General features: G+C 71.0%; 12 protein-coding genes. 6 read left to right on the top strand and 6 right to left on the bottom strand.

Features of this window, described 5'->3' with window-relative positions; translation table 11 throughout:
- On the bottom strand, window positions 1–287 hold a 287-nt coding region (locus ABZ896_RS49390; protein ID WP_360944914.1), incomplete at its 3' end, for an MFS transporter.
- Between the two features lie 110 nt (window positions 288–397).
- Between ABZ896_RS49390 and ABZ896_RS49385 the strand changes: the two genes are divergently transcribed.
- Window positions 398–1,033 (top strand): helix-turn-helix domain-containing protein, encoded by a 636-nt coding sequence (locus ABZ896_RS49385; RefSeq protein ID WP_360944911.1) that lies wholly within the window; start codon window positions 398–400, stop codon window positions 1,031–1,033.
- Window positions 1,034–1,101: 68 nt separating this feature from the next.
- On the opposite strand, the gene ABZ896_RS49380 is transcribed toward ABZ896_RS49385, so the two are convergent.
- The 5 genes from ABZ896_RS49380 to ABZ896_RS49360 are packed head-to-tail and all read right to left on the bottom strand — an operon-like array spanning window position 1,102 to window position 6,129.
- Window positions 1,102–1,947, bottom strand: a complete 846-nt coding sequence (locus ABZ896_RS49380; RefSeq protein ID WP_360944908.1) for an SDR family oxidoreductase — start codon at window positions 1,945–1,947, stop codon at window positions 1,102–1,104.
- A 28-nt stretch (window positions 1,948–1,975) separates the two neighbouring features.
- Window positions 1,976–3,481 (bottom strand): aldehyde dehydrogenase family protein, encoded by a 1,506-nt coding sequence (locus tag ABZ896_RS49375; RefSeq protein ID WP_360944905.1) that lies wholly within the window; start codon window positions 3,479–3,481, stop codon window positions 1,976–1,978.
- A 32-nt stretch (window positions 3,482–3,513) separates the two neighbouring features.
- On the bottom strand, window positions 3,514–4,686 hold the full coding sequence (locus ABZ896_RS49370) for an FAD-dependent oxidoreductase (protein WP_360944902.1): 1,173 nt from the start codon (window positions 4,684–4,686) through the stop codon (window positions 3,514–3,516).
- Window positions 4,683–4,877 (bottom strand): ferredoxin, encoded by a 195-nt coding sequence (locus ABZ896_RS49365; RefSeq protein WP_360944899.1) that lies wholly within the window; start codon window positions 4,875–4,877, stop codon window positions 4,683–4,685. Before ABZ896_RS49365 ends, ABZ896_RS49370 begins: the two co-directional genes overlap by 4 nt.
- A 31-nt stretch (window positions 4,878–4,908) precedes the next feature.
- The gene (locus ABZ896_RS49360) at window positions 4,909–6,129 is read right to left on the bottom strand and encodes a cytochrome P450 (RefSeq protein WP_360944896.1); all 1,221 of its coding nucleotides are present in this window, start codon (window positions 6,127–6,129) and stop codon (window positions 4,909–4,911) included.
- A gap of 393 nt (window positions 6,130–6,522) precedes the next feature.
- Between ABZ896_RS49360 and ABZ896_RS49355 the strand changes: the two genes are divergently transcribed.
- The 5 genes from ABZ896_RS49355 to ABZ896_RS49335 all read left to right on the top strand — a co-directional run.
- Window positions 6,523–8,742, top strand: coding sequence for an MMPL family transporter (locus tag ABZ896_RS49355; protein WP_360944893.1), 2,220 nt, complete (start codon window positions 6,523–6,525; stop codon window positions 8,740–8,742).
- Between the two features lie 146 nt (window positions 8,743–8,888).
- Window positions 8,889–9,587, top strand: a complete 699-nt coding sequence (locus tag ABZ896_RS49350; protein WP_360944889.1) for a FadR/GntR family transcriptional regulator — start codon at window positions 8,889–8,891, stop codon at window positions 9,585–9,587.
- Between the two features lie 44 nt (window positions 9,588–9,631).
- Window positions 9,632–11,068, top strand: a complete 1,437-nt coding sequence (locus ABZ896_RS49345; RefSeq protein ID WP_360944886.1) for a four-carbon acid sugar kinase family protein — start codon at window positions 9,632–9,634, stop codon at window positions 11,066–11,068.
- Window positions 11,068–11,931 (top strand): class II fructose-bisphosphate aldolase, encoded by an 864-nt coding sequence (locus tag ABZ896_RS49340; protein WP_360944883.1) that lies wholly within the window; start codon window positions 11,068–11,070, stop codon window positions 11,929–11,931. The genes ABZ896_RS49345 and ABZ896_RS49340 overlap by 1 nt, the downstream gene beginning before the upstream one ends.
- A 79-nt stretch (window positions 11,932–12,010) precedes the next feature.
- Window positions 12,011–12,308 (top strand): NAD(P)-binding domain-containing protein (locus ABZ896_RS49335; RefSeq protein ID WP_360944880.1); only part of this gene is annotated, 298 nt, incomplete at its 3' end.

Raw genomic sequence — 12,308 nt, 5'->3', positions numbered from 1 at the left:
AGCACGAAGATGACGATGGCGGCCTGGAGCAGCGTCTTCTTGCTGAAGAGGTCGGCGAGTTTGCCCCAGATCGGAGTCGTGGCCGTCGTGGTGAGCAGGGACGCGGTGACGACCCACGTGTACTGGGTCTGCGTCCCGTGCACCGATCCGATGATGTTCGGCAGCGCGCTGGAGACCACCGTACTGCTGAGGGTCGAGACGAAGAGGGCGAGGAGCAGACCGCTGAGCACCTTCAGTATCTGCCGACGGGATGCGGGAGATGTCTCCGTGGAACTCGACTCGTTCACTGCGCTCCTCGGCAGGTTCTCAATTCGCTATACGCTGCGTATGGCGACATCAGGTCACCATACACGGCGTATGGTGAAGTCGTACGGCGCTCGTAGCAGAGACTGGGTGCATGGAGCCGACACCCCGCAAGAACCTGCGCGAAGAGCAGAAAGAGCTCACGCACCGCCGACTGCTCGACGCGGCCGTCGCGGTGTTCGCCGAGAAGTCCTTTCTCGACGCGCGCATGGAGGACATCGCGCAGGCCGCGGGGGTGACCCGGGTGACGGTCTACGCCCACTTCCCCGGCAAGGCCGAGATCGTCGACGCGCTCGTGAACCGGGTGTACGGCCTGATGGGCGAGGCGTACGCCGAACTGGCCGCACTCCCGCGGTGGACGCCGGCCGGCATCCGGGCCTGGCTCGACGACGCGGAGACCCGCTGGCGGGAGATGGCGCCCATCCGCCGGGTCACCAACGCGGCGGCCCCGGGGGCCTTCCGGAGTCTCAGTGAGAGCCGCACACAGTATCTCAAGGCGCACGAGCACTACGTCGGCCTCCTCCTCGGGCACCCCGACCGCTGGCGGGGCACCGACCCCGGGGAGGCCCGCCAGCGGGCGCTGATGGCGGTGCTGCAGACCGAGTCGTTCTTCTCCATGTGGATCGCCGCCGGGTGGCCGTCGGACACCGCGGACCCGCTGCGCCTGCTGGCCGACGCCCTGTGCCATCTCCTGGCACCGGCCCTGGAGAACGACGGGGCATCCGCCTGACGCCGGGACGGGTACGCGGCATTCGCACACCCCTCCCGGCGTACCGCCGGGAATCAGACGCCTGCCACCTACGCGTCCTTGATCAACGGGCGGTCCAGTGTGTCGGTCGTGCGGCCGAGGAGCTGCAGGTTGCGGGCGCCGAAGTCGACCATGAGCGGCTGGCCGGAGATGTACCGCGCCGCACGGGAGTTGAGGAACACGATGGGGTCCGCCATCTCCTCCGGTGTGGCCAGGCGCTGGATCAGACCGGCGCGCGACTCCAGCGACTCACGTCCGCCGGACATCACGGCGAAGTCCGACGTCAGGCCCGTCTCGGTGCTCGTGGGGAGCACGGCGTTGACCCGGATTCCGCTACTCGCCAGTGCGGTGGCGCTGTGCGCCATGAAGAGGTTGAGCAGCCTCTTCGAGAGGGCGTAGGCGGCCGCCCCGGGCTGGTCGTTGAGCCCGAGTCCTTCGAACGCCTTGACGAGGGTGTCCCACCCCTCGGCCTGGATCAGCTCTTCGAGTTCCTCCTGGTAGCGCTCCCAGTTCACGCCGCCCATGGAGGTCACGTAGAGGACGGCGCCGCCGTCGCGCATCCGCGTCCCCAGGTAGGTGTCCGAGATGTACTTGTAGGCGCCGAAGTTGATCAGCAAGGTCGTGTTGTAGTCGTGCTGGAGACCGGAGACTCCGGCCACACCGAAGAACGCGTCGATGTACTCGGGGAGCGAGGCGAAAGCCCGGTCGATGTCCTCCCGTACCGCCAGGTTCGCCTGGGTCGCGGAGGCGAGCCCCGCCAGTTCGGTCTGCGCGTAGTCGATGGCGTGGACCTCGGCGCCCAGCTCGACGAGCCGCCGAGCGGTCGCCCTGCCGATGCCGGAGGCGGCGCCGGTCACGACCGCGGTCTTGCCGGTGTAGTCCAAGTAGTCGTTCATGTGCCCAGTTCCTCTCAGGGGGATTGCGTCAGGAGAGCGGGAGCGCGAGCGCGGATCCGATGGTCTTGGTCTCGGTGAAGGCCTCGAAGCCCTCGCGACCGCCTTCGCGCCCGATGCCGCTGGCCTTGTAACCGCCGAACGGGGCGTCCCCGCCGGAAAAGGAGCCACCGTTGACCATGAGGCTGCCAGCGCGGACGGCGCGCGCGATGCGCAGCGCCCGCTCCGTCGAGGCCGAGGCGACGTATCCGGCCAGGCCGTACCGGCTGGCGTTGGCCAGCCGGATCGCTTCCTCGTCGGTGTCGAACGGGGTCACGGTGAGAACCGGCCCGAAGATCTCCTCCTGCGCGATGGTGGAGTCGTTGTCGACGTCGACGAAGAGGGTCGGCTCGACCCAGAAGCCCGGACGGTCGGGGACACCGCCGCCGGCGGCGAGCGTCGCGCCCTGCTCCTGGCCGACGCGGATGTAGTCGGCGATACGGTCGCGCTGCCGGGCCGAGACGACCGGGCCGGCCAGCGTGGCCTGGTCCTGCGGATCGCCGCAGGACACCTGCTGGAACGCCTGCGTGAGGCCGGCGACGACCTGGTCGTAGACCTTGCGGTGCACGAGCAGCCGGGTCGGCAGCGCGCAGCCCTGGCCCGAGTGGGCGAGCGCTCCGAGCGCCTGCGGGATCGCCTGGGCGAGGTCCGCGTCGTCGAGGATGATCGACGCGCTCTTGCCGCCGAGTTCGAGCATGGTGCGTTTGAACGTCGGCGCGGCGAGTTCGAGGATGCGCTGCCCTGTGGCCGTGGAGCCGGTGAACGACACCATGTCGACGCGCGGGTCCGTCAGCAGGAGTTCAGCCGCGTCCAGGTTGCTGGTCGGCACGATGTTGACCACACCGGCCGGGATGTCGGTGCGCTCGGCGATAAGCCGTCCGATGCGGGTGGCGTTCCAGGGCGTCTCGGGTGCGGGCTTCGCGACAACCGTGTTGCCGGCGGCGAGAGCGCCGGCGAGCTTGGCGAGCAGCAGTCCGAAGGGGAAGTTCCAGGGGGTGATGGCGGCGACGACGCCGATGGCCTCCTTGACCACCCACCGCTCGGTGGGCTCGTTGGTGAACCGGTTGGCGGCGTCGGGCAGTCGGCGTGCCCACTCGAACTGGTCGATGTGGTCGATGTGCCAGCGGAACTTCTGCAGAGGCTCCTCCAGCTGAGCGCCGTAGGTGAGCATGCGCGGAGCGCCGACCTCGGCGATCAGCTCCTCGCGCAGCTCCTCCTTCTCCTCGGTCAGCGCGTCGAGGAGCTGGGTCAGTGCTTGCTTGCGGAACTGGTGGTCGACCGCCCAGTCCGTCTCGTCGAACGCGCACCGAGCAGCGGCGATCGCGTCGGACATGTCCTCCGGGTTCGCGTCGGCGACCTTGCCCAGAACGGTGCCGTCCGCCGGGTTGATCACCTCGAACGTGCCGCTGTCCGCGGCGCCACGGAGCTCCCCGCCGATCAGCAGACGCTCCTCGTGCGAGGGCGCGGCAGGCGGGGGACCTGAGGAAATGGTGGACATCGTCTTTCTCCTCTGTGGGGCTCTGTGGCGGGTTACGCCTGGACGGGGACGGTCTGGTCCCAGGCCGCCCGGGTCGCGATGGCCTGGCGCCACTGACGCAGGGCCTTGGGCGGCATGCCCACCGCGAGGGCGCCGCTGACGCGGTCGCCGGTGCGGTAGACGGCCACGAACCGGCGTTCGGCCAAGTCGCCGTCGACGACGGCGACTTCGTCGTGGCCGCGCAGGAACCCGTACGCCTGGACCTTCATGTCGTACTGGTCGGACCAGAAGTACGGCACCGGCGCGAACGGCTTGCGCGCCTCCGGGGCGGCGAGGAGGTTGCGGGCGGCCGCCATGCCCTGCTCGGCCGCGTTGGTGCGGTGCTCGATCCGCATCGAGGTGCCGAACAGCGGGTTGTACCAGCGGGCCACGTCACCGGCCGCGTAGACGTTCTTCGCGGCCTCGCAGTACTCGTCGCACACCACGCCGTCGCCCACCGACAGGCCGCTGCCCTCCAGCCACCCGGTGTTGGGCACCGAACCGATCGCCACCAACACCTCGTCCGCCTCGACGAATTCACCGTCCGCGAGCCGGACGCCGTCCTCGGTCACCGCGCCGACGGTGACCCCGCAGCGCAGGTTGACCCCTTGTTCCAGATGGACGCGGGTCAGCAACTCGCCGACCTCCGTACCTACCGCGGCGGCCAGCGGAACCGGGGCGGGTTCGAGCAGCGTGACCTCGCAACCGAGCCGCCGACCGACCGCGGCGGCCTCGGCGCCGAGGAACCCGGCACCGACGATGACCAACCGCCGCCCGGGCCCGAGCCGTTCACGCAGAGCCAGCGCGTCGTCCAGGGTGCGCAGCACGTGCCCGCCGTCGCCGGGCAGTCGGCGCGGCCGGACACCGGTGGCGATGACCAGTCCGTCGTACGACACTGTCGAGCCGTCGGCCAACCGCACGGTCCGCTCGGCGAGTTCGAGGCCGGTCGCGGCCACGCCGAGCCGCAGGTCCAGGTCGAGAGCGGTCAGGTCGTCGGCGGTACGCAGGGCGAGTCGCCCGGGCTGCCACTCGCCGGACAGCAGCTGCTTGGACAGCGGCGGGCGGTCGTACGGGGCGAGCGGTTCGTCTCCTACGAGCGTGATCGTGCCGTCGTAGCCTTCGCGACGGAGCGTCTCGGCGGCGGCGAGCCCGGCGGCCGAGGCGCCGACGACGGCGATCCGCCTCACTGGTCGACCAGCCGGATGGCCGCGGCCGGGCAGACGGCGATCGCTTCCTTGACGTCGTCGAGCTGGTGCTCGCCGACCTGTTCCTCCAGCAGGATCGCGATGCCGTCGTCGTCCTGGTCGAAGACCTCCATCGCGGCGAGCACGCACTGCCCCGAGGCGACGCACTTGTCGGCTTCCAGCTCCACCTTCATGGTTTTCTCCTCTTGATGGTCGTGTTGTCCGTCACCAGGCCACCGGCAGCTCGTGGACGCCGTAGATGAAGGCGTCGTTCTTGAACTTCACGTCCTCCAGCGCACAGGCCAGCTTCAAGGTGGGGATGCGCTTGTACAGCGTGCTGTAGACGACCTGGAGTTCCATGCGGGCCAGGGGCTGGCCCAGGCACTGGTGGATGCCGAAGCCGAAGGCGACATGGCGGCGGGCGTCGCGGGTGATGTCGAGGCGGTCGGGGTCGGCGAAGACCTCGGGGTCGCGGTTGCCGATCTCGTTGACCATGATCACGCCCTCGCCGGCCTTGATGACCTGGCCGCCGATCTCGATGTCCTCGGTCACCGCGCGCCGGCGGCCCAGGTGGGTGATGTGCAGGTAGCGCAGGAGTTCCTCGACCGCCGAGGCGACCAGCTTGGGGTCGTCCGTCTCGCGCAGGAGGGCGAGCTGGTCCGGGTGCTGAAGGAGGGCGGCGGTACCCAGGGCGACCATGTTCGCCGTCGTCTCGTGCCCGGCGATCAGCAGGAGCAGCGCCATCTCCGTCGCCTGCCGGTGGGTGAGTTCACCGGTGGGGACCCGGCCGGCGATGCTGGAGAGCAGATCGTCCTGCGGCTCGGCGAGCCGCTTGGTGATCTGGCCTGCCAGATAGCCGGCCATCTCCCGGGTCGCCGCACCCCGCTCCTCGGGCGTCGCCGTGGAGCGGACCATCGTCTTGGTGTTCTCCTGGAACAGCTCATGGTCCTCGTACGGCACGCCCAGCAGCTCGCAGATCACCAGCGACGGCACCGGCAGGGCGAATGCCTCGACCAGGTCCACCGGGTTGGGGCCGGCCAGCAGGCCGTCGATCAGGTCGTCGACGATCTTCTGCACGGCGGGGCGCATGGCCTCGATCTTCTTGATGGCGAACGGCGCGGTCACCATCCGGCGCAGCCGGGCGTGCTCAGGGTCGTCCATCATGATGAAGCCGAGCTTCCCCTCGCTGCCGTCGGAACCGGCCTTGGGGGGATATCCGGGCTGGTCGGTGTCGGCGCTGACCCGGGCGTCGCCCAGGATCGCCCGCTGCTCGGCGTACCGGGTCACCAGCCAGGGCTCGGTACCATCCCAGAGCCGGACCTTCGCCAGCGGCCCCTCCTCCTGGAGTTTCCGCAGACCGGGCGGCGGGTCGAAGGGACAGCGGGCGGAACGCTCCATGGGGAAGTCGGGGACTTCGGGCCGGGGCCCGGTGACGGTGTCGGCCATGGTTCTCCTCGGTGGCGGGGGGGCTCCGCGAGGGGGCGGAGCGCCGGGGCGAAGGGGTCGAGGCCTCGATGAGCACATGCAAACAGGCGGGGCTGACACCATCCCGCCAGCAACCTGACAGCAAGCTGACGTGATCCAGATCACATCGCCTCTTCACCGTCCAAAGGTGCCGCGGTGTAAGGAAGTTGTGAGCATCTGCCGCCTTCTGGCCTCGCGTGCCGACCTCTACTCCGACGCACCCCAGTCAGCGGCCGGACTCCTGGCAACTGTGAATCACACCCGGACCGCCGTACACCTGGCCCTGTCCCGCGGGGAGGCTCCGACGTGCGGCCTTCGGAGCCCGGCCCCACACTTTGATCACCAAAGGGGGCCGATCACGAGGAGTGCGGATCGATGGCTTCGCTGCTGTTCCGTCTGGGGTCCTTCGCCTTCCTGCGACGCTGGTACGTGACCGTCCTGTGGGTCGTGGTGCTGGGCGCGCTCGGCTTCGCGTCCGCCAAGGCGTCCGAGGGGCCCGACAGCACGTTCACCATGCCGGGGATCGAGGCGCAGCGGGCGTTCGACCTGATGGAGGAGCGGTTCCCGGGTGCTCAGGCGGACGGCGCGAGTGCGCGGATGGTGTTCGTGGCGCCCTCCGGGGAGAAGGTCACCTCGGCCGCCAACCGGGCGGCCATCGACAAGGCGGTGGCCGAGGCCGCGGACGGGCAGCAGGTCGCCTCGGCCGTCGGGCCGTTCCAGGCGCAGGCGGTGAGCAAGGACGGCTCGACGGCGTACGCGTCCCTCACCTACACGGTGGCCGCCGACCAGCTCACCGACGCCGCGAAGGACACCCTGCGGGACGCGGCCCGGTCGGCCCGGGACGCGGGGCTGACCGTGGAGATGGGCGGCACCGCGCTGGCGAGCACGCCCGGGGCGGGCGGCCTGGGCGAGGTGATCGGCATCCTGGTCGCGGCCGTGGTGCTGCTGGTGACCTTCGGCTCGATGGCCGCGGCCGGGCTGCCGCTGCTGACGGCGGTGCTCGGCGTCGGCATCAGCATGACCGCGATCACCGCGCTGGCCACCACGTTCGGCCTGTCCTCGACGACCGGCACGCTGGCCACGATGTTGGGCCTGGCCTGCGGTATCGACTACGCCCTGTTCGTGGTCTCGCGCTACCGCGAGGAGCGGGCCAACGGGCACCCGGAGCGGGAGGCGGCCGGGCTGGCGGTCGGTACGGCGGGCTCGGCGGTGGTCTTCGCGGGGCTCACCGTGGTGATCGCGCTCGTGGGGCTGTCGGTCGTCGGCATCCCCATGCTGACCAAGATGGGCCTGTGCGCGGCCGGCGCGGTCGTGGTCGCCGTCCTGGTGTGTCTGACGCTGGTGCCGGCGCTGATCGGCTTCTGGCCGCGGGCCGTCCTGTCCCGCCGCTACCGGCTCACCGGCCGGCGCGTGCAGGGGGTGCTGGGCAACCGGGGCAGCCGCTGGGCGGAGTTCGTGCAGCGCCATCCCTTCCCCGTGCGGTTCAGCGCGATGGTGATCCTCGTCGTGCTCGCCATCCCCGTCCTCAGCCTCCAGCTGGGCATGCCCGGTGACGAGGCCAAGCCCACCTCCACCACCGAGCGGCGGGCCTACGACGACCTCGCCGCCGGGTTCGGGCCCGGCTTCAACGGCCCGCTGACCGTCGTGGTCGACGCGAAGGGCGCCGACGATCCGAAGGCCGCCGTCGCGGCGATCGAGAAGAAGATCGGCGCCACACCGGGTGTCGTCTCGGTCGGCGCGCCCCGCTTCAACGCCGCGGGCGACACCGCCGTCTTCACCGCGGTGCCGGCCGACGCGCCCACCGACAAGAAGACCGAGGACCTCGTCCACACGATCCGTGACGAGCGTACGGCGACCGTGGCCGGGACCGGGGCGACCTTCGAGGTGACCGGCACGACCGCGCTGAACATCGACGTCGCCCAGAAGGTCCAGCGGGCCCTGATCCCCTACCTGATCGTGGTGGTGGGCCTGGCCGTGGTGCTGCTGCTGATGGTGTTCCGGTCGATCTTCATCCCGCTCAAGGCGGCGATCGGCTTCCTGCTCTCGGTGCTCGCCGCGCTCGGCTGTGTGGTCGCCGTCTTCCAGTGGGGCTGGGGTGCCTCGCTGATCGGGGTCGAGGCGACCGGGCCGATCATGAGCCTGATGCCGATCTTCCTGGTGGGCATCGTCTTCGGACTCGCCATGGACTACGAGGTGTTCCTGGTCTCCCGGATCCGTGAGGCCTACGTCCACGGACAGGGCGCCGGCGAGTCCATCACCACCGGATTCCGGTACAGCGCCCGGGTGGTGGCCGCGGCCGCGCTCATCATGATCGCGGTGTTCGCCGGCTTCGTCACCGCCGACGACTCCATGATCAAGACGATCGGCTTCGGGCTCGCGGTCGCCGTCCTGTTCGACGCGTTCGTCGTCCGCATGGCCTTCGTCCCGGGTGTCCTCGCCCTCCTCGGCGACAAGGTGGCCTGGCTGCCCCGCTGGCTGGACCGGATCCTGCCGCACCTCGACGTGGAGGGCGAGGCGCTCAGCCGGGCCCACCCCGCGCCGAAGCCGCGGTCGGACCACAGCCACGCGGACACGGAGAGTCCGGAGCCAGTCTGAGCCTGGGCGATATTCGGGTCCTCTATTGACGCCCCCTTTCCCAGGTGTCATTGTTTCCGGCACGTAGACATCAGATGTCTGACGTCAGATGTCGCCGCCGAACGAAACCGAACGTTCCGAACGTTCCGAACGAAGAGGTTCCCGCCATGTCGCTCTCGGACGACCTCGCCGAGCAGTTGCTCACCGCGATCATCGACGGCCAGTACCCGCCGGACTCCGCGCTCCCGCCCGAGGGGGAACTCTCGGAGCAGGGCGGGGTCAGCCGGCTGACCGTGCGCGAGGCGGTCAAGCAGCTGCGGGCGCAGAACGTCGTGCGGGTCGTGCGCGGCCGGGGGACGTACGTCAACGCGCCGGACCGGTGGACCGCCCTGGAGCCGGTGGTGCGGGCGGCCTCCCGCACCGCGAGCGGCGCCCTGTCGGAGCGGCTGATCGAGGCGCGCCGGCTCATCGAGAACGGCGCCTGCGAGCTCGCCGCCTCCCGCCGTACCGAAGAGGACCTGGATGTCCTGCGCCGGCACCTGGCGAGCATGCGCGAGGCGGCCGACGCGGGCGACACCGAGCAGTTCGTGCAGGCCGACATCGACTTCCACGACACCGTCATGCGGGCGACCGGGAATCTCTTCGTCCCGCTGCTCTTCGAGCCGTTCGGGCCGCTGCTGGTGGAGGGGCGCCGGGAGACCTCGGCCGTACCCGAGATCCGTACGAACGCCATCGCCCACCACGAGGCCGTGCTCGCCGCACTGGAGGCCGGCAGCCCCGAGGCCGCCCGGACCGCCATGGACGGCCACATGAACCAGACCGCCGACGATCTGCGCACCCACGTCATCAAGCGCGACTTCGACTGACGCCCCGTCACACACACCACCCCGCACAGCAACAGGAATTCGCCATGTCCCTACCCCGCCATGCCCAGACGGGCCCCGTCCCCGAGGCCACGGTGCTGGAAGGGCTCCCCCCGGTCCGGGAGGTGAGCGCCGCCGAGGTGGCCGCCCGGATCTCCGGTGGCCCCCGACTCGTCGTCCTCGACGACGACCCGACCGGCACCCAGACGGTCGCCGACGTCCCGGTCCTGACCTCCTGGACGGTGGACGACCTGCGCTGGGCGCTGCGCCAGGACAGCTCCGCATTCTTCGTCCTCACCAACACCCGCAGCCTGTCCCCCGAGGACGCGGCCGCCCGCAACCGCGAGGTGGTCCGCGCGCTGCGCGAGGCCGCGGCCGCGGAGGGCACGGACTTCGTCCTCGCCAGCCGCGGCGACTCGACCCTGCGCGGCCACTTCCCGCTGGAGACCGACGTCCTGACCGAGGAACTCGGCGCGGTGGACGGGGTCGTACTGGTCCCCGCCTACATCGAGGCCGGCCGGCTGACCGTCGGCTCCCGTCACTGGATGCGCACCGCCGACGGCCTTCTCCCGGTCGGCGAGAGCGAGTTCGCCCGCGACGCCACCTTCGGCTACCGCAACTCCTCGCTGCCCGACTGGGTCGAGGAGAAGACGGGCGGACGCGTCCCCGCCGACGAGGTCCTGCGCATCACCCTGGACGACCTGCGCGGCGGCGGCCCCTCTCATACGGCACGGCTGCTGTCCTCGTCGAGCGGCGGTCGTACGGCCGTGGTGGACGCCGTGTGCGACGACGACCTGCGGGTGCTGGCGCTGGCCCTCGCCGAGGCCGAGTCGAACGGCACCCGGCTGCTCTACCGGGTCGGGCCGTCCTTCGTGCGGGCCCGTGCCGGACAGGCCGGGCGGGCTCCGCTCACCGCGGCCGAGCTGCGGCCGCTGCGCGGGGACGCGCCACACGGGCTGATCGCCGTAGGGTCCCATGTGTCGCTGACGACACGGCAGTTGGACCGGTTGCGGGAGCGCGGCCAGATCGCGGAGTACGAACTCGACGTGGCCCTTCTCCTCGACGAGGACCGGGTCCGGGACGCCCACATCGCCGAGGTCGCGGCCGCCGCGGCCGGTGCGCTGGAGACCACCGACGCCGTGATCCGCACCTCGCGCACCCTGGTGACGGGAGCCGACGCGGACGACAGCCTGGCGATCTCGCGCCGGGTCTCCGCCGCGCTCGTCGAAGCCGTACGGCAGGTCAACGCCACCCGGCGGCCCGCCTTCGTCATCGCCAAGGGCGGCATCACCTCCAGCGACACCGCCACCCACGGCCTTCAGATCCGCCGCGCCTGGGCCCGGGGCACGCTGCTGCCCGGGATCGTCTCGCTCTGGGAGCCCGTCGACGGACCCGCCGCCGGCATCCCCTACATCGTCTTCGCCGGGAACGTCGGCGGCCCCGACGCCCTCGCCGACGCCCTCGAACTGCTCCGGAGCCCCTGATGCTGCTGCACGGAACCGACGCCCTGAAGCAGGCGGCGGCCGCCGGACACGCCCTGCCCGGGTTCGTCGTCTACAACCTGGAGACCGTCCAGGGCATCACGGCCGCCGCCGAGGCCGCCGGAACTCCCGTGCTGATCCAGGCGGGTTCGAGCCCTTTCAAGCACGCCGGACGTGAGGCCCTGATGCGGCTCGCGCTCGACGCCGCCGAGGACTCCGCCACCGCCCGCCTCGGAGTGCACCTCGACCACAGCCGCGACCTGGACGAGATCACCGCCTGTCTGGAGACCGGCTACACCTCCGTCATGGCCGACGGCTCCCACCTGCCCTTCGCCGAGAACATCGCGCTCACGAAGGAGGCCGTACGGCGGGCCCACGACCACGGCGCCTGGGTGGAGGCCGAGCTGGGCGCCCTGCCCGGCGACGAGGACGTCTCCACCGATGCCACCTCTGTGGGCTCGGCGATGACCGACCCCGTGCAGGCCGCCGAGTTCGTGGCCGCGACGGGCGTGGACGCGCTCGCCGTCGCCGTCGGCAACATCCACGGCCTCACCAGGGACCCGGTCCGCCTCGACCTGGACCGGCTGGCCGCGATCCACGAACTCGTGCCGGTCCCGCTCGTCCTGCACGGCGCCAGCGGCCTGCCCGTCGAGGAACTGCACGGCGCCCTCGCCCGCGGGGTCGCCAAGGTCAACGTCAACGCCGAACTCCGCCGCGCCTGTCTGGACGCCGTCCACGCGGCCCTCCCCTCCGCGCTGCCCGGCTCCGACGTGGTCTCCCTGTGGGCGGCGGGCCGCAACGCGGTCCGGGACACCGCGCTGGAGGTCATCGGGCGCCTGACCCCTTCCGTGACCGCGCCTCGCTGATCACACCCCCTCTGCCGGGGCCCTCCCCGTCCCCGGCAGCCCGACTCCCCTCCCCTCCCCTCTCCCCGGAAGGACGAAGATGTCTCCGCACCCCCGTCCCCGCACGGCCGTCATCGGCCTGGGCGCCATGGGCCTTCCCATGGCCCGCCGCCTGGCGGGTCAACTGCCCCTGTCCGTCTACGACATCGCCGCCGACCGGCGAGCCGCCCTCGCCGCCTCCGAGGGCGCCGCAGCTCCAAGTCGATCTGTTCGACGAGGAGTTGCGGGGGCGGCTGGAGGAGCTCTTTTGGGGGCATGCTCAGAAGTTGTTGGCGAGCATCACGATCATGAAGGCGAACTGCGGCCGGCCGATCATCGCCCAGGCGACCGCGCCGAGC

It is taken from the genome of Streptomyces sp. NPDC047072, from assembly GCF_040643855.1.
In the GTDB taxonomy this organism is placed as follows: Bacteria; Actinomycetota; Actinomycetes; order Streptomycetales; family Streptomycetaceae; genus Streptomyces.
Note: the sequence above shows the minus strand (reverse complement) of the source record. Positions and strands in the feature narration are given on the sequence as shown.